The organism is Halomicrobium sp. HM KBTZ05, assembly GCF_041530035.1.
GTDB lineage: Archaea > Halobacteriota > Halobacteria > Halobacteriales > Haloarculaceae > Halomicrobium.
In genome coordinates this window covers 76,425-93,935 of record NZ_CP168058.1, presented here as the reverse complement: position 1 = coordinate 93,935, position 17,511 = coordinate 76,425, and the positions used below count along the sequence as shown (strand labels likewise).

Below are 17,511 nucleotides of genomic sequence, written 5' to 3'. Positions count from 1 at the left end.
TCATCCAGCAAGCAACTCGTAACTGAGATGGGCCGACTCCGCACGTCGACGAAAGTCGTCTTCCCCGCAGTCTTCGTCGTCAGCCTCGGTATCGGATTCGTCGTATCGATGGTGGTTGACGTCCTCGGCCTCTCGCTCACTCCCCTGCAAACCAGTCTCGCTGGCGCGATCACCAGTGTCGTTCTCGTCGGTGCGACGTTGGTCGCGATCTACGGAATCCCACCGTGGCGGTCCGAGCGTCCGACTCCCGACGTCGATGTCGAGGACTTCGAGACACCGGCAGCGAACACAGCGCCCGACGACGACGCCGCCGAGACGGATCGATCTCTCACCTGCCCCAACTGCGGGACGGAGTTCGACTCGTCGGCCGCGTCGGTCGGCGACCGCTGTGGGGCGTGTGGCGACGGTTACCTGACGAGAGCCGGCGACAGGGTGGTGCTCGATGACGGCGAGTGAGTCCGTCCCGGAGCAGATCCCGGACGTGTCGCCGATCTCGGTCGACCTCTCTGCGGAACTCGACGTGCTGTCTTTCAAGCTCGCAGACAGGATCGCGACGGGGGCCAGCGGCGAGGTGTATCGGCACTCGCTCTCGGACGGCACTGCGATCGCCGTCAAGGTGCCCGACACCTCGGGGACGATCGACACGGCGGACCGCATCGAGCGCATCCTCCAAGAGGCCGAGAACTGGGCCGAGTTCGAGGGCCACGACCACGTCGTCAGTCTGGTCGATCACGGGAAGAGCAAGGGAAAGCCCTGGATCGCGATGGAGTACATGGACGGTGGCCACCTCGGCGAGTTCGTCGAGCGCGACGGGGTCCAGTCGCTCTGTCACGGGCTCTGGATCGCCCGGTGTATCGCCAGCGGCATCGAGGAAGCCCACTACCGCGGGGTCGCTCACTGCGACATCAAGCCACAGAACGTCCTGTTTCGGACCGTCGAGGACGGCTGGAACGTCCCGAAGATCGGCGACTGGGGGACCGCCAGCGCGCTCTTGGGGCCGAGTGACACGATCGGCGAGTACACGCCCCGGTACGCGGCCCCGGAACAGCACGCCCGACGGGTACAGAGCCGCCAGCAAAAGCGCGTCGACGTGTTCCAGTTCGGCATCCTCCTCTTCGTGCTCTTTACCGGCCGCCATCCGTACGGGAACACGTCCGAGCGTGCCCTCGACGAGGAGCCGCCCCGGCCCGCGGAGATCCGTCCCGGCGTTCCGAGAGTGCTCGAAGACGTCATTCTCCGCTGTCTGGAGCGCGCTCCCGCCGACCGATACGAGGACATCAGGCCGGTCTTGCACCGTCTCGACGAGTTCTGGGACGCGCTGTGTGACTAGACGGACGCCTGTGTGCAGTTGTATGGTCGCCGACGCGTATCGTTGGGTCGTCTACAGGTGATCGAGAGCCGACGCTCGACACCGGGCGTTCGATTCCGGGGTCGCCGGCCGGCTGGGCCGGCGAACTCTCTCCGGTGGCTCGCTCTACTGGTTCGCACACCTGGCTCTGCTGGCTGAGTAGGATAGTTATTTGGGTTAGCTATTTTGAATATTTGGCTAACTCAACTAATTGGCTTAGCTGAGTGACTTAGCTAGCTTAGCTGGCCGAGTCGTCTGGCTGAGCTTTATAGCTGCGGCGCTCGACTGGGTAGCTATGCTGGCTTACACAGTGTACTCGGAGGCCGGCGGGGTCGGGAAGACGACCCTCGCCGCGAACCTCGCGAAGGCCGAGGTTCGGGCCGGTCGGCGCGTCCTCGTCGTCGACCTGGACACGCAGGAGGCGTCGCTGTCACACCTGCTCGACGTCGCCGACGACCGGAACAACGATCAGGCAGACAGTCTCTTGCGTCACATGATCGATCGTCCGCGAGGGGAGTTCTCGGATCTCGTCCGGACGAGCGAGGGCATCGACGTCGTGCCGGCCCACAACATCCTCGAGTACGCCTCGAAACACCTGCGCCGTCGCGAGGAGGAGGCCGCGGACTTCGGGGAGTCGTGGAACCCGAACAAGCAACTCCTCCGCGTCCTGCGAGAGGCCGGCGTCCACGAGACCTACGACACGCTGATCGTCGACCCGCCCGCCAGCGCGGACATCAAACTCCACAACGCGATCCACGCGACGCGCCACGTCGTCATCCCCTTCGAGCCCAGCGGCAAGGGGTACGAATCCGTGCAGGGACTCGACCAGCTGGTCGGCGGACTCGAAGACCAGCTCGACATCGAGGTCGGCGTCCTCGCGGTCGTCCCGAACCGCTACAAGGGGATGAACGACCAGGATCGGTTCCTCGACGAACTGGCGGCCGACGGCTGGGAGCTGCCGATCAAGTTCCGCGAGCGGTCGTCGCTGCTGGAAGGGTGCTGGGCCGAGCAATGTACCGCATTCCGCTATATCGATGTCCACCGGGAGCGCGAACGCGACCACGAACTGGACACCCTCGAAAAGTACGACGAGCTGGCGGCACACATCCGTGAGATGCGGGCGGTGGAAGCATGAAGCAGGGTTCGACCGACGATCCGTTCGCCGACGACCCCGACGGCGAGAGTGGGGAGACGGCCGACGAACCGACCGACGCCGAGGAACGCGACGCTGCCAACCCGTCGCCGAGCGAACTCGGGAGCGACGAGCGGACGGACCCGTCACTCGACTCCGAGCCGTCGAGCCAGCAAAGCGGCCAGCGGTCCGCCGATCGCCAGTCCGACGACCAGCAACGCCACTCGCTGCCCTACATCCACGCTCGGGACGGCGTCAAGGACGGTCGGACCCAGCGCCCGGTCTTTCTCAGAGACGACGTCGAGGCGGGCATCGACGAACTCGTCGCCACGATGGAAGCCGAGTTCGGCGAGGACGTGTACAAGACCGACGTGACCGAGGCCGCGATGGTCGTCGCACAGGAACACCCGGAGCTCGTCGTCGCCGAACTCGAAGGCTGGGGCTACGGCTGGGACTGACAGCTGTCACTTTGCCGGACGGTGCGTCTCTCCGACGGTCGACAGTGAGCGTCGGCGCTCTCGGCCTCAGTTCAGGGCGTCGATCGTCTGGTCACACGCCGGTGGGACGGCCCGCGCGACGGCCGTCGCAAGCACGTACCCCTCGACGATATCGTCCAGACGGTCTGGCCTCACGTCGCGATCGAACCGAGCGAGCCGCCAGTCGGCGTTGGTCACCTCCCAGGACACGTCGCTGACGACAGTCCGGGCGAGCGCGGCGTCGCTACTCGCTTCGAGGGCGGCATCGAGCGCGTCGTAGGCCGTCGTCCGCAGTGCTCGCAGTTCGTCGGCGCTCTCGACGCCGGTGATCTCGCCGACATCGATCCGCTCCTCGATCTGCTCTAGCGCCCGGGACCGTGCCAGCCGTCCGGTCGCGTCGACGACGGCACTGGCCGGTCCGCTGGCGTCCTCGACGGTGGCGGGGCCGCGTTCGATCGATCGCCGGAGGTCTGCGACTAGGTTCTCGGCGACGCCCCACTCCTCCGGCGTCGGTTCCGGCGGGAGCTGGGACCGACGCGATCGAACGTCGGCCAGCAGCGTCTCTGCGCCGCTGGTGAGCGCGTCCTCGACGGTCCCGGCGTCGGCTGGCAGCGACTCGGTGAACTGACTGTCGAGGTGGCGGGCGTCGTCGAGATCGACTCGCGCCGACTCGACGGTCTCGCCCCACTCGGCGACGGTCAGCAGCGCCCCGTCGTCGTGGGTCCGTGGGCCGTCCATCTGGGCGAGTCGATCGAACGCGTCCTCGATGCGAGCGTGTACCAGCGCCGCTCGGACGGGGTCGGTCCCGCGGTACGTGTGCTCGTCCCAGAACGCGTGGGCGTTCGAGACGATCTCACCGTGCTCGCCGCGGAGACCATCGACCGACAGTCCATCGTCGGCCATCGCCCAGCCGGCGGCCGCGTATCTGGCTCGTTCGCGCGCCTCGCCCAGCGCCGTCAGCGCTTCCAGCTCCGTCCGGGCGGTGCGTGCGTCGTCGAGCGCGTCCGTCGCGTCGCTGGCGCTGTCGGTCAGACGCTCGCGGACGTACCCGTTGGGAATGTCGTCGGGTCCCATCGGCGTCGGGAGTTCGCCGAGCAACGCGTCGACGCGCTCGCGGGCCGCCGTGAGGTGCGAGGGCGCGATGTCGACGGGCACCGACCGGGCGACGATCGGCGACGGGATCGACTCCCGGTCGAGGTCGGGGAGTTCGTACACGCTGATCTGCTCGTCTGTGTCGTCGCTCAGCCCGCCGATCGATTGACAGCCGGCGACGGCACCCGTCGCGGCCACGGCGAGCAGCCCACGACGCGTCAGGCGCTGTCGGTCTGCCACGTTCCGAGCGTCGTCGCCCATCACCGGTCACCCCCCGTCGACGCGGCGCTCGCACTGTCGCCGCTCCCGGCCTCGGCCCGATTCCGTCTCGCACAGCCGGCCGTGCCGATCGACGAGCCGTAGCCACGCACTTCGTCGGCCGAGAGGCTGGCCGGAATGCGGACGAGACGCGCTTCGAAGACGTGGTCGTCGACGCCACAGCGCGTATCGTAGGGGAGCTGAGTGCGCGCGTAGTCTGTCGATACTTCGTCGGGCTGCCACTCGATCCGACACAGCGTCAGCTCGAAACAGGCTCGGACCTCGACGCTCTCCAGATACAGCGTCTGGCTGTCGAGGTCGGTCTCCGACAGGAACGAGTCGAGCCCGTCGGCCTCGACGCCGTCGGCGACCCTGAGCCGTTCCGCTCGGGCCGGCGTGTCGACGACGGTCCGCGAGTGTCGACGCCGCTCGCGGTGCGACCTGCGCTCTCGCTCGGTCTCGCTGTCTGGATCGGCGAGCCAGAGCGGTGCCCGTTCGGTCGCCCCACGAACGTGGACCATCTCGGGATCTGTCGCGGACCCGGCCCCCGGCGCGTCCGTGTCGATTCCGCCCTCGGCTGCCCTTGTTTGCGTCGACTCGCTGGTGGCGCTGCCGTACCCGCTACAGCCGGCCAGCGCGGCGGCGACCCCCGCGAACGCGGCGAGGGACTCTCGTCTGTTCATGCGGGTGCTTGCAGTAACCGACACAAGAGAGCGGCGGTGGCTCCAATCTCGCTTTGAGTGACGCTCACCACTGGTCGGCCAGCACGTCACGGACCCGAGCGGCCGTTTCCGGACGCGCCGTCGGTAATCACGACCAGATTGAAGTGGCCCCGCGTCGTCGGGGCGCACGAACGATGCGACCGCCACACGCCGACGCCGCTTCGACGCTACCGAAGTCCTGCCGGAGTCGTGAGGTGACCGGCGGTGTCTGATCGGTCGCGCTCGACGCCGCTGACCGAGACCTTCGAGCGGTATCTCACGGACAAGGGGAAAGGTCGCGGCGGCGATGGGGGCAACTACCGACGCAACGCGGCGCGCGAACTCGATCGATTCGCCGCGTGGGCCGCTGGCGACGCCGGTTCCGACGACTGGTCCGGGATCGCTGACGACGCCGACCGGGGACCCACCTTCGCCGACCTCGACGAACGCGTCTTTCGCGCCTACGCCCGCCACCTCGCCGGTGATCGCGGGCTCAAACAAAACACCGTCCACACCTATTACCGCTACGTCTCGGCGTGGTGTGGCTGGTGTGTCAACGAGGGGTACCTCGGAGCCCACTACGCCCAGCGGGCGAGCGCGATGGCCCCGCTGCCCGAGGACGACGGCCGCAAGCCAGGCGACCAGCAGGCCTGGACCGCCCAGCAGCGCCACGCGCTCACCCGACACGTCGACGAGCGTGCTCGCACGGCCATCGAGACCTACACCACGCTGCCGGCGGACACCGACCCCCTCGACAAGCAGCGAGCCCGCTACGCGGCGCTGAAGGCGGCCCGCGACCGCGCCCTCGTGTTCGTCCTCGCGTACACGGCCGTCCGCGTCGGGGAAGTTCTCCGGGACCCCAACGATCCGCGTCGGCGCGGCGTCCGCTGGGGCGAGCTCTCGCTCGACGAGGGCAGCATGGAGGTGTATCGGAAGAAACAGCAGTGGGACGCCGCTAGCCTCCCCGACCCGGTGATATCGCCGCTGCGAAGCTACCGCCGGCTGCTGGCTCCGCCGACCGACCGGTGGCCCGTCTTCCCGACGTTCGACCAGCGGACGCTCGGGGGACTCGTCGAGGACGAGCTGGCCGACCGAGGGGAACGTCCGGACGTGATCAGCGAGCGACGAGACGCGTTCGCCCGGGACCTGTTGCTGGCCCTCGACGCGGACGTTCGACCGCCGTCGATCACGACCGACGGCGCTCGCTCGATCCTCCAGCGACTCTCGGACGACGCGGCGATCGACGTCGACCACCCGAAACACGACTATCTCGCGCCCCACGGCGGGCGGCGCGGCATGGGCGAGGTCCTCGTCAGGGCCTTCGGCTACACCGTGGCCGCCCGCTATCTGGACAACTCCGAGGAGATGATCCGCGAGCGCTACTCACACATCGAGGCCGGCGAACTCGGCGACGTTGCGACGGAGGCCCTCGACGAGATGGAGGGGACCGTCACCGGCGGGATCGAGTGACGCCGCGTCTACTTTCACTTCGAGGCGAGCATCTTTAGGGCACAACTGCACTTCTCTCACAGGTATGGACGACGCTGCCGCCGCCCGGCGCTGTTCGCCCGCCGTCCACGTCCACGACGAGCAGTCCCTTCTGGAACGCCCGCAGCGAGCCCGCGACCCGATCGACATCGTGATGACGCCCGAGCAGCTCCACCAGCGCAACTGCAAGCGGGCGCTCGCACAGCGCAGCCGGCCCCGTTCGTCGGTCCTGTTTCGGACGCCGATCGACGTGGCGTCGCGGGTCCTCTCGACCCACGAGGGCCGGGCGGTCGAGACGCTCGACCGGCTCGACCGGCTCCGGCTGTTCCGCACGCTCCTCGACGAGCCGCCCGCGGGCGTCGAGGCACTCACCACCGTCTACGGCACGGCACTGACCGAGCACGCCGAGTCGATCGAGGTCGCTCGCGAGGAGCTCCAGCTCCTGACCGGCGGGCGAGCCGACCGAGCGGCGGCCCTCGACGACGTTCGCTCGTCGCTGTCGGCGGCTGCCAGTGCCGACACACGCGCGCTCCGCACCGGTGTGGGGGCGCTCGTCGACGCTCTCGACGAGCGTGTCGCGGCCTATCCAGCTTCCGGCGCTGTCTTTCGGGCCTGTGCGAGCGCGATCGAGGAGACCGACGGCGCAGTGTGGTCGGCGACGTTCCCGACGATCGAGCGGATCGATCTCGCTGGCGTCAGCACTCTCGGCGCGCCGGTCCGGGACTTTCTCACGGCGGTCGAGGCGGCGACCGACGTCGACGTGCAGTACTACCTCCGAGCCGGGACCGGGCCCCGGATCGCCCGTCGGCTGGCTGCCCGGTCCGGGATCGCTGACACCGTCCCGGATCGCGTCGAGCAGTCGCCCGACCGCCGGCTCGACCAGCCGCCGCGGACGACCGAGATCGCGGTCGAGACGAGACACGACGAGGCTCGCACCGCGGCGGCGATCGTCGACGGGGCCCTCCAAGCGGGTGCCAGCGTCGACGATATCGCGCTCGTCGCTCGTGACGTCGATCGCTACGAGCGGCCGGTGGGGCGCGCGCTGTCGACGTACGGACGGCACCCGTCGGTCTGGACGCAGCTCCCGCTGACGCGGACGCTCCCCTACCGGCTCGTCGTCGCCGTCTGTGAACTGCTGGGGGCGGCCGCGACCGACGACATCGCCGCCGACACGCTGCTGGAACCGCTCGCACTCCAGTGGACCCCACCCCGCGGCGGTCACGACCGCCCGACGCCACCGGCGACGGTCCACGCGCTCGGCCGTGCGCTCGACGGCGCGTCCCGTTCGCGGGTCGGATGGCTCACGGCCGTCCGGGAACTCGACGGCGTCGACACGACCGCACGCGAAGCGGCGGCCGGCCTGCTGAACTGGGTCGGCCAGCAGCCCGCCGAGCCCGCGCCGGCCGACATCTGTCCCGTCCTCGAGCCCGTCGTCGACGCGTTCGACGAGTCAGTCCTGCCCCGCCGGGCCGCGTCAGACGGGCCGGACTACACCGAGACCGCCCAGACCGCCCGCGCCGTCGAGCGCGTCGCCGGCACGGACGACGGCGATCACCTCCTTCGCGAGACGTGGGCGAAGTACGCCGACTGGCTCGAACGGGGCCACCTCGACCGCTCGTGGGACACCGTCCTGACGGTCCTCGACGCGCTCGCGACCGCCCGACCCGGTCGGCGCGAACACGCCAACGCCGAGCGCATCGACGTGCTCGACGCGACGGACGCCTGGCTCCGGACGTACCCGCTCGTGGTCGCGCTGGGGTTCGTCGACGGCGAGTGGCCCCAGCGTCCCCACGGGGAGTTGCCGGCCGAACTGCGGGCAGCGATCGTCCGGGGCCAGACACGGTCGGCACGTCAGTTCCCCGTTCGGGGGGCCTGGTCGACCGAGCGGGACTTCGATCACTTCGCCGACGCGGTCCGGGCTGCCACCGACCACCTCGTCGTCACTCGCTACACCAGTGACGTGGACGGCGTCCGCTACGAGCGGTCGCCGCTGCTTGCCCATCTGGACGCCGACCGCCTCGCGCCCGAGCGGGTCCGTCGATTGCGGGCCGGCGACGCATCGACGCTCCACGACTGGATCGACGACGGCCCGAGCGTGGGGGGTGGTGGCCGGTGACCGACGGCGTCCCGCCCCTGGAGGGCGCACAGGAACGCATTCGCGACGCGTTCCTCGCTCACGACCGGGGGCTGTTCGTCCTGAACTGCACGGCGGGGTTCGGCAAGTCGACGACGGTCGAGCGCGTCGCCGCCGAGGCGCTGGTCGAGGCGGCCGCCTGCGAGCCCGCTCCCGAACGGGGGCTCTGCGTGGTCTCGTTCTCCCGCGAGGACGCTGCCGGCATCGTTCCGGGGATCACTGCCGCGCTGACCGCGTTCGCCGACGACGAGCAGGCGACGGCGACGACCATCAGCCCCGAGCGTTCACAGCGGCTCCGCGAGCGGGTCCGCCACGCCGACCACGTCGGGACCATCGACAGCATCTTTCGCACCGTCTTCACGGAGATTCACGCCGAGTACGGCTTCGAACAGATGCCGACGGTCGGTAACGACGCGCACCTCACCTCGCTTCGGGAGGCGGCGCTGGACGCCCTGCGTGCCCGCGAGTCACTGACGGCCCGGTTCGAGCGTCTCGACGAGGCTTACGGCGACGAGACGGCCAGCGACGGACGGGGGGCCGACGAGCGCACGCTGGACGCGCTGCTCGAAACGGCCCGCTCGGCCAAGCGCGCCCGCCGACTCTCCGACGAGCAGTTCCGCGACAGACTCCTGGGCGCGATCGACGAGGCCTTTCCGGACGGTCGCCCGGCCACGTTCGACGCCGTGGTCCGTGACGTGGCGCGGTTCTTCGACGAGGAGACCGCCGCGGCGTTCCGGCACCGACACGACGACGAGGCGGCGGTCACGGCCCAGTCCCGGGCGTGTTTCGACCGCTGGCGTGCGCGTGTCGAGGAGTTCTGTTCGCTCGTCGCCGCCTACGAAACCGAGTACGACCGTCGGTGTCGAGAGCGCGGCGTGCTCGCCCACCAGGACGTGGCGTACTGGGTCGCCGACTTCTTCGAGGACGCTGGCGACGCCGACGACTCGTTCCGCGAGCGGGTCCGACAGCGCCACGCGCACGCCCTCCAGACGCTCGTCATCGACGAGGCCCAGGACGTGTCCGTCGCACAGCACGACGCGCTCGCGCCGCTGGTCCCCGACGACGCTCGCGTCCTGCTGGCCGGCGACACCGACCAGTGCATCTACGCCTGGCGCGACGCCCGGCCGGCGCTGTTCACGCGGGCGTTCGAGGCGGGGGAGTACTTCGGACGATCCTGGACGCCCCACGAGCGGGCCGACGCCGCACGGACCTACCGGATGCGACCGGACGTCTCGGCCGCCGTCGACGCCGTCTTCGAGACGGTGTTCACCGATCCCGCACGCGGTGGCGTACACCGGACCGGCGACGACTACACGTTCGTCGAGACCGACCGCGAGGCGACGGGCGAGCCGGCGGTCCACGTCGCGAGCTACCGGGCGCGGGGCTCGCCGGGGACGACCACGTGGTTCGAGGAGAGCGAAGCAGCGCCGCTCTCGAACTACCTCCACGGTGCGCTGGCCGACGACGGCTTCGCGAGCCGAGACGCCGACGGCCCGGTGGAGGTCCTCTTCCCGACGCGGACGAACATGCGCTCGCTCGCCGCCCGTCTGGAAGCGACGGGGCTGTCCGTCGCCGACGCCAGCGAACTGCTGTTCGAGAGCCCGCTCGTCGAACTCGTCGTCGGCGTCGTCGAGTGGCTCGTCGACCCGTTCGACCCGGAGCGAACGCGCGCGCTCCTCGACGGTGCGGTTCCGGCGGTGACCTGCGACGACGGGACGACCCTCCACGAGATCGCTGCGGCCGCCGATTACCGCCTCGACGAGATCGGGACCGACGATCGACTCCCGGCCCGCGTCGAGACGTTCTTCGACGGCCTCGCCGAACTCCGCGGGCGGCTCGCGCGACGGACGGCCGATCCGGGAGCGCTCGTCGTCGCGAACGTCGTCGAGACGCTGGCCCTGGCGACCGATCCGTTCGACCAGGTCGACGATCCGCGGCGCTGTCTCGCCGTCCTCGACACCCTCGTCGAAACCGTCGAGGAATGGGAGGGAACCGACCGCTACGCGCTGTCCGAGCTGGCCGGCGTCCTCAAGCAGTACCGCGCGTCCCCGTCTCACGGGCCGCTCGTTCCGGTGCCCGACGCCAGCGACTACGACGTGGTGTTCCGGACGATCCACAACGCGAAAGGCGACGAGGCTGACGTCGTCTGTCTGGCCGATCTGAGCCGCCCGCTCGGAGTCAACGGCCCGCACCGCGATTCGTTCGTGGCCCGCGGTGAGACGCTCGCGCTCGCACCGCCAGCGACCGCGCCGCCGGTCCCGATCGACGAACCCAGTGCCCACGGCGTCGAGTCGGTGCCGCGGCTCCGCTGGGCGACGAACCGCTGGGTCGGGGACGAGCAGCCGCGAATCGGCGGCCCGCCGGTGTTCAGCGAACTCGCGGCCGCACACCGCGCGGACCGCTGGCGGACGCTGTACGTCGCCATGACGCGGGCTCGGGACCACCTCGTCCTCTCGGTGCCACGGGACGCGACGAGCGTCGGAACCCCGCCACAGGACAGCTGGGTGACGACGATCCGGCGGGCGCTCGATCTCCCCGACTCGCTCTCGCGCGGTCGGATCGACACCACACTCCAGCGACCGACCGGGGAGTACCCGCTGACGATCGGCTGTCTCGACGTGGCCTACGACGCCAGCGTCTCGCCGTCGTGTCGCCCGACGCCACGGACCGCGCTCGCGCCGTCGCCGACCCGGACGGGCCGGACGCCGCGCTTCGTCAACGGCAGTACGCTCTACCCGCTGGCGACGGGACTGGACGAGCACTGGCTCGACCACCTCAAAGGGACTTCACTTCACAGCGAGCGCCCCGCTCCCGCCGACGACCTCCCGCTGGCCTTCGACGCGGTCGGTCCCGACGACCTCGGCACGATCGCACACGACGTGCTCACGACCGCCGTCGAGCGAGGCGTCTCGACCGCGACGCTGGAAGACTGTGCCGAACCGCTCGCGGGGAGGCTCGAAGCCGCCATCGACGAGCAGTGCCGCGCCGTCGGGGGCCGCGAGCGCCAGCAGGTGGTGCGCTACGTCCGCGAGACCGTCTGTCCGCAGTTCGCCGCGACCGGCGTCTGGGAGCGCCTGCAGTCGAGCGCCGTCTACGTCGAGGAGCCACTCGACGCCGTGATTCCCGTGGCCGACCACACCATCGAGACCCGGAACCACGCCGACATCGTCTCGCGCGCTCCGGACGGCACGTGGTACGTCGACGACATCAAGCTCGTCCTCGCCGACACCGACGCCACCCGCGACAGATACGCGCTCCAGACTGCCTTCTACGCCTGGCTGCTCGAACGCCAGCTCGACGACGCGACGGTCCGGGGGCGCATCACCTGCGTGGGCGAGCGCGTCGACTCGACGGCCGGCACCGCGCCGGTCGACGACATCGAGTCGTGGCTCGCGCGGTTCGCGTGAGCCTCGTACCGCTGGCAGTATCAGACATCGCCGGTCGCGATCTCTGCCAGCCGTTGTCTGTCGAACAGCTGTTCGTCCGACGACAGCTCTCCGTAGCCCGGATACGCGCCGAACTCCTCGGGGTAGAGCTGCTTTGCCGCCATCTCGGTCTGGAACATGTTGATGATCGGTCCCTGGTAGGGCGTGCCCCCGACGTACAGGTCCCCGTTGTCGACCGCGGTCACCCTGCTCCCGACGGGGTGGTCTTCGAGCAACTCGCGTTGCTGCTGGATGTAGTTCGTGCCGTCGAAGTCCCGGTAGGTGATCCCGAAGTTGAAGATGATCACGTCGGGATCGTACTCCAGCAGTCCTTCGTGGTCGACGGTCACCGACGATTGGCCGTCGTAGGCTCCCTCGAACGCGTCGACGACGCCCAGATCTCGATACTGCTTTTTGCCCCACGTCGCTTCGACCTCGGATTTCGGGTTGTAGACGACCCATCCGTCCCGGTTCTCGGGGTTGTACCGGCCGTTGACCAGCGCCATCGATCGCCGGTCCTCGGCGGGTGGGAGCCGAGTGGTGACCTCCTCGACGAACGGTTCGTACAGCTCCAGCAGTGCGTTCCCCCGTTCTCGTTCGCCGAACAGCGCCGCGTACTTCGGGATGTACTCGGGGAGCGAGAGGTAGTCGTAGGGCTCACCGACCGGCCAGTGCGTCCAGCCGTCGAAGCGCTTTCGCCTGCTCTCGTTGCCGAACCAGGGGGCGACGTCCGCTTCGATCTGGCGCGCCCCTTCTTCGTCGAGCCCGTAAATGCCCATCAGGGCGTTCGGGTCGACGGCCATGAGGTCCGGATCCAGCTCGTACACCATCTCGATGTCCGTCTCCCGGTCTTCGGTCGTGATCTGGGCGAGGTCGTCCGTCGACGGTGCGGTCACGCCGTCGAGGAAGTCGTAGAACCCGGTGTACCAGAAGCTCGGATCGACCATCCCGACCGCGCCGTCTGCCTGTCCGAGCGCCGTCAGCACGTCGGCAGTGAACCCGAGCCCGCCGATCCACGAGGACGGCGGCGCTTCGAGGGTCACCTCGCCGACGGGAGGCATCGTCGCCGTGTACGACTCCTCGGTGGGCGTGCCCGCCTTCGACGCCGTCGCCGTCGGCTCGGGTGTCGGCGTCGCCGTCTCGGTCACGTCCGAACCCGAGCTCTCCTGGTCGGTACAGCCGGCCAGCAGGCCCGATGCGGCGACGGTGAACCCGTACTTGATCGCGTCACGTCGCGTCGATGTCTCGTCTTCGGCCATGCTTTTAGGCTAGCCTAATGATATAAAGTGGCTGTGATTTAGGCCGACCAAAGAACTTCGCCACAACTTCACTGCGACTCGTACGTCCGTCGCCGGTCGCCGTCGTGACTGGTGGCACCGCTGTCGCCGTTCGACCTCGCGGGGTGGAGACCGCTGTGACAGTCAGACCGTCGGCAGCGTCACGGGGCTATCTCGAACTCGAACCGCGCTCCGCCCGCTGTCCCGCCGGTGACACTGACCGTCCAGCCGTGGGCCTTCGCGATGTCTTCGACGATCGAGAGTCCGAAGCCGGTGCCGCCCTCGTTGGTGGTGGTGCCGTGTTCGAACACTGTCGCTCGCTTCTCCGGCGGAATGCCGACACCGTCGTCTTCGACGTAGAACCCGTCCGTCTCTGCCAGTCGTCCCACTCTCACCGCAACCTCCTCGCCGCCGTGTTCGACGGCGTTTCGAAAGAGATTCTCGAACAGTTGGGTCAAGCGACCGCTGTCGCCCGCGACGACCGGGACAGATTCGACCGTCAGTGTCGCCGCGCTCGTGTCGACGTACCCCCACGCTTCCGTCGCGATCGTTTCGAGGTCGATCTCCTCGGTCTCGGTCACGGTCGACTCGCCACGCGCGAGCGTGAGCAGGTCGTCGATCAGACGCTCGATGCGCTCGTGCGCGGTCTCGATTTTCTCGAAGTGTGCCGGATCCTGTGTCTGTTGGACGATGTCGGTGAACCCGATCGCGACGCTGAGCGGGTTCCTGAGGTCGTGGGCGACGACGCTCGCGAACTGGTCCAGCCGTTCGTTCTGGCGCTGTAGCTTCGCCTCCCTGTTCGCCCGACCGAAGGCGGCTTCGACGGTCGCTCCGAGGATGCGAAACAGGTCTACGTCCGTCTCGGAGAACCCTCGCTCGTTCGAGGTCCCGACGCCGACGAGCCCGTACTCACCCAGTGGAACGAACAGCCCACTCGCCGGCAGCGCGTCTGCCTCGTCGATTCCCGGCTCCGCCTGGAGATCGTCGTACGTCCGCAGCTCCGAGGACTCGAACGCCTCCCAGGCCAGATTCTCATCGGGCTGGAGCCGTGGCAACTCGCCGAGCAGGTCCCCGACGGCCTCACTCGACGCCAGCGGAACGAGCTCCTCCGCTCGTTCGTCCGATTCCCAGATCCCCGTCAGCTCGAAGCCAAGAATTTCGACGGCTGTCTCGACAGCGATCTCACCGATCTCGTCGCTGGATTGTGCCCTGCTGAGCCGCTGGGCCGTCTCCTGTAGCGACCGCAGTTTCGTCTCCAGTTCTTTTTGCTCGGTGATGTCCTCGAGCACTGCGAGGATGCTCGTCACCTCGCCGTCGGGATCGCTGATCGGCGCGACCGACAGCAGCAGATCCAGTTCGTCGCCGTCCTTGGTCTCTCGTCGTATCTCCTTGCCGCGGATCCGCTCGCCGCTCAGGGCTCGCTGTCGGTGTTCGTCGAACTCGGCCTGCCTCTCTTCGGGGATCATCGGATTGGGCTCCCCGAGCACTTCCGCTCGCGACCAGCCGAACATCTTCTCGGCCTCGTCGTTCCAGCGGACGACGGTGCCGCCACGGTCGATCTCCATCACTGTGAGTGGCGTCGCCTCGATGAGCGATTCGAGCCGCTGGTTCGTCGCTTCGAGATCCCGCTCACGTTCGACCTGTTCGGTGACGTTGCGTGCGATACCGACGATCTTGACGATCTCACCGTCGACCATCACCGGTGCGAGGCTCGTCTCCCAGAACCGCGCGCCCTCGTCGATGGCCAGTTCTTCGCGGTACGAGATCGGCTCTCGCTGCTCGACACAGCGGCTGTAGTTCGATTCGAGCGCTGCGCCGCGTTCCGCTCCGAACACCTCGCTTGGCGTCTGGTGGCGAACGGCCTCGGTCGTGAGCCCGGTCTGATTCTCGTATCCCGAACTGAGCCGTGAGAACTCGAATGCCGGCTCCGAGCCGGTCGTATCGACGTTCAGCAGGAAGATCGCGTCACCGGACGTCTCCAGCAGCGCCTCGTACTCCTCTGCGAGCTCTCGGTGGTCGCGCTCCTGGGCTTTTCGCTCGGTGATGTCCTGAAAGACGCCACGGAGTACGGTCGTGCCGTGGGGTGTGCTGTCGACGCGTTCGCCCCACACGCGCACGTCCCGGATCTCGCCGTCGGCTCGAACGATCCTGAGGTCGAGGTCGTAAGCCTCGCCGTGTTCGAGTGTCTGCTCGACAGCAGTCGCGATCGTTTCCCTGTCGTCGGGATGGTAGAAGCCGAGCGCGCTTTCGAGTGACGGGTCGTAGTCGTCATCGACACCGTGGATTCGACGGACGCCGTCGGACCACTCGAGATCGCCAGTCGAGGGGAAGTACTCCCAGACACCGATCTCTGCGATGTCCTGTACCCGCTCGAAGAGGAAGTCCTGCCGTTCGAGTTCGGTCTGGTCGCGACTTCGGGATATTTCGGTGCTCACCAGCTCCGACAACAGTTCGACGAATGTCCGCTCGGCCACCCCGAACGGCGTGACTCGTGTGGTCGGGCTCGAGAAGTTGATCGTTCCGTAGCGCTCACCGTCGACGACGAGTGGCGCACCGATGTACGACTCCAGGCCGAGTTCGCGATATGCGGGATGGGTCCGCTTTCCGTCGGCGACCGCGTCGGTGAACGCACAGATCCCGTCATCGTCGATGACCTCCGCACAGTACGTCGCTTCGAGCTCGAACTGCGCTCCCGGTTCGATGTCGGCTTCCGGTGCGTGGACTGCCTCGACGGTGTAGTCACTGCCCCGAACGCGCGATGCGATCCCGATCTCCAGGTCCAGCGTCCGACAGCCGACCGCCAGCAGTTCCCGGAGTCGGGTCTCGCCCGAGACGTCGCTCTTTGCCATGACGCTCTGAAGCTCTCGGAGCGCGTCACGCTCTCGCTCTACTCGTTGCTCGACTTCGCTCTGTTCCGTGATGTCTCGGGCGACGACGAGGACCTGCTCGCTGGTGCCACTCCGGAACGGCGTCACGCGGATGTCGAAGGTCCGCTCGTCGTTCCCGACCGCCATATCGACCTGTAGATCCGAGTCGTACAGGCCGGTCAGGCCACCGTCGCCCTCTGGCCCGTCGAGTGCGGCGTCGATGACGCTTCGTAGCTGCTCTGTCTCGTCGTCGGAGAGTCGCTCCTCGACGACCGCGTCGAGCTGTCGCCCGTCGAGTGTCGTCGACTGGTTCTCCCCGACCAGGCGTTTTCCGGCTCCGTTCGCGAACTTCACGACGCCGTCCTCGTCGACGACGAACACGATGTCGTGGATGTTTTCGAGGATGGCCGCGCTGCGCTCCAGTTCTCGTTCTCGCTCCCGTTCGTCGGTGATCTCACGCGAGAAGACGGTCAGGCCGTCGTCGTCGGGAAACGCCCGCACCTCGACCCAGTAGTCGAAGGGGTCGCCGAGGCGCTGTTCGAACGACACCGGCTCGCCAGTCTCCATGGCAGTCCGATACCGCTCTTCGAGTTCTGTGCCGACGATCGAGGGGAACTCGTCCCAGATTCTGCTGCCGACGATGCTCTCTGGGTCCCTGCCGATCCGGTCGGCCATCTTCTCGTTCATGTACTCGATCCGCCAGTCGTCGTCTACCGCGTAGATCGCGTCTGTGGCACGTTCGAGCGTCCGCTGGAACCGGTCGGAGAGCCGCTGTGCGATGGCCGCTTTGCGTGTGGCTTCGACCAGCGTGTGGATGCGGCGTGCGAGTAGCTCGAAGTTGTGCTGGTCTGCCCGCAGCGGGATGTAGTCCGAGACGCCCGCCTGCGTCGCTTCGCTGGCGATCCGCTCGTTGCCTCTGCCGGTAAACAGGATCGTCGGCAACTCGGTGTCTGCCGATCGGAGCTGCTCGATGAGCTCGATTCCAGTTCCGTCCGGCAGCGAGTAGGAAGTGACCACACAGTCGATGGTCGCCGTCTCGATCTGTTCACGGGCGGCTGCGACGGTGCCGGCAGTCGAAATCTCGAACGCCGAAGAGTGATTCTGGAGTTTGGCGCGTGCCAGATCGACGAAGTCGGTGTCGTCGTTCACATACAGAAGACGAATCTCTTCCGACGTGGCGTTCTCTGTATGATTCATTACTGTACAGAGGCGGTGCTGTTTAATCAATCACGTGCACCGATTCTCTTTCCTGATAGTCGAAGGTCTCGATCGAGTCGACGACTGTCTCTCTCGGCCCGTCCCGAGTACGCTCA

Annotated in this window: 11 protein-coding genes; 7 read left to right on the top strand and 4 right to left on the bottom strand. The window is 68.0% G+C overall.

Annotated elements, in window-relative coordinates; genetic code table 11:
• Positions 1-27 precede the first annotated feature (27 nt).
• The 4 genes from ACAH01_RS16260 (at position 28) to ACAH01_RS16245 (ending at position 2,938) form a co-directional block, all read left to right on the top strand.
• Positions 28-456 (top strand): hypothetical protein, encoded by a 429-nt coding sequence (locus ACAH01_RS16260; protein ID WP_372480944.1) that lies wholly within the window; start codon positions 28-30, stop codon positions 454-456.
• A complete protein-coding gene (locus ACAH01_RS16255) occupies positions 443-1,330 on the top strand; it encodes a serine/threonine protein kinase (RefSeq protein ID WP_372480943.1) in 888 nt (295 codons plus the stop codon). Before ACAH01_RS16260 ends, ACAH01_RS16255 begins: the two co-directional genes overlap by 14 nt.
• Before the next feature lie 313 nt (positions 1,331-1,643).
• Entirely contained in the window at positions 1,644-2,483 is an 840-nt protein-coding gene (locus ACAH01_RS16250) for a ParA family protein (protein WP_170095400.1), read from the top strand.
• Positions 2,480-2,938 carry a hypothetical protein gene (locus ACAH01_RS16245; protein WP_372480942.1) on the top strand — a complete coding sequence of 153 codons (459 nt, stop codon included), beginning with the start codon at positions 2,480-2,482 and terminating at the stop codon, positions 2,936-2,938. Before ACAH01_RS16250 ends, ACAH01_RS16245 begins: the two co-directional genes overlap by 4 nt.
• A 66-nt stretch (positions 2,939-3,004) precedes the next feature.
• Here the strand turns inward: ACAH01_RS16245 and ACAH01_RS16240 are convergent, their stop codons facing one another.
• Together ACAH01_RS16240 and ACAH01_RS16235 are read right to left on the bottom strand one after the other, a co-directional pair.
• Positions 3,005-4,309, bottom strand: a complete 1,305-nt coding sequence (locus ACAH01_RS16240) for a hypothetical protein (RefSeq protein ID WP_372480941.1) — start codon at positions 4,307-4,309, stop codon at positions 3,005-3,007.
• Positions 4,309-4,989: a hypothetical protein gene (locus tag ACAH01_RS16235; RefSeq protein ID WP_372480940.1), complete on the bottom strand. Its 681-nt coding sequence runs from the start codon at positions 4,987-4,989 to the stop codon at positions 4,309-4,311. Before ACAH01_RS16235 ends, ACAH01_RS16240 begins: the two co-directional genes overlap by 1 nt.
• Positions 4,990-5,232: 243 nt before the next feature.
• Here ACAH01_RS16235 and ACAH01_RS16230 point away from each other — a divergent pair, with 243 nt between their 5' ends.
• The 3 genes from ACAH01_RS16230 (at position 5,233) to ACAH01_RS16220 (ending at position 12,036) form a co-directional block, all read left to right on the top strand.
• Positions 5,233-6,477 carry a phage integrase SAM-like domain-containing protein gene (locus ACAH01_RS16230; RefSeq protein WP_372480939.1) on the top strand — a complete coding sequence of 415 codons (1,245 nt, stop codon included), beginning with the start codon at positions 5,233-5,235 and terminating at the stop codon, positions 6,475-6,477.
• 64 nt (positions 6,478-6,541) lie between these two features.
• Positions 6,542-8,611, top strand: a complete 2,070-nt coding sequence (locus ACAH01_RS16225) for a hypothetical protein (RefSeq protein ID WP_372480938.1) — start codon at positions 6,542-6,544, stop codon at positions 8,609-8,611.
• Positions 8,608-12,036, top strand: a complete 3,429-nt coding sequence (locus ACAH01_RS16220; RefSeq protein ID WP_372480937.1) for a UvrD-helicase domain-containing protein — start codon at positions 8,608-8,610, stop codon at positions 12,034-12,036. The genes ACAH01_RS16225 and ACAH01_RS16220 overlap by 4 nt, the downstream gene beginning before the upstream one ends.
• Before the next feature lie 20 nt (positions 12,037-12,056).
• Here the strand turns inward: ACAH01_RS16220 and ACAH01_RS16215 are convergent, their stop codons facing one another.
• A complete protein-coding gene (locus ACAH01_RS16215; RefSeq protein ID WP_372480936.1) occupies positions 12,057-13,313 on the bottom strand; it encodes an ABC transporter substrate-binding protein in 1,257 nt (418 codons plus the stop codon).
• 179 nt (positions 13,314-13,492) lie between these two features.
• Positions 13,493-17,395 (bottom strand): PAS domain S-box protein, encoded by a 3,903-nt coding sequence (locus ACAH01_RS16210; RefSeq protein ID WP_372480935.1) that lies wholly within the window; start codon positions 17,393-17,395, stop codon positions 13,493-13,495.
• Between the last annotated feature and the right edge of the window lie 116 nt (positions 17,396-17,511).

Bases quoted from the DNA above. Each gene is read 5' to 3' on its own strand.
- ACAH01_RS16210 (WP_372480935.1), bottom strand. From the start codon at position 17,395: ATGAATCATACAGAGAACGCCACGTCGGAAGAGATTCGTCTTCTGTAT.
- ACAH01_RS16255 (WP_372480943.1), top strand. From the start codon at position 443: ATGACGGCGAGTGAGTCCGTCCCGGAGCAGATCCCGGACGTGTCGCCG.
- ACAH01_RS16250 (WP_170095400.1), top strand. From the start codon at position 1,644: ATGCTGGCTTACACAGTGTACTCGGAGGCCGGCGGGGTCGGGAAGACG.
- ACAH01_RS16245 (WP_372480942.1), top strand. From the start codon at position 2,480: ATGAAGCAGGGTTCGACCGACGATCCGTTCGCCGACGACCCCGACGGC.
- ACAH01_RS16225 (WP_372480938.1), top strand. From the start codon at position 6,542: ATGGACGACGCTGCCGCCGCCCGGCGCTGTTCGCCCGCCGTCCACGTC.
- ACAH01_RS16235 (WP_372480940.1), bottom strand. From the start codon at position 4,989: ATGAACAGACGAGAGTCCCTCGCCGCGTTCGCGGGGGTCGCCGCCGCG.
- ACAH01_RS16240 (WP_372480941.1), bottom strand. From the start codon at position 4,309: ATGGGCGACGACGCTCGGAACGTGGCAGACCGACAGCGCCTGACGCGT.
- ACAH01_RS16215 (WP_372480936.1), bottom strand. From the start codon at position 13,313: ATGGCCGAAGACGAGACATCGACGCGACGTGACGCGATCAAGTACGGG.
- ACAH01_RS16260 (WP_372480944.1), top strand. From the start codon at position 28: ATGGGCCGACTCCGCACGTCGACGAAAGTCGTCTTCCCCGCAGTCTTC.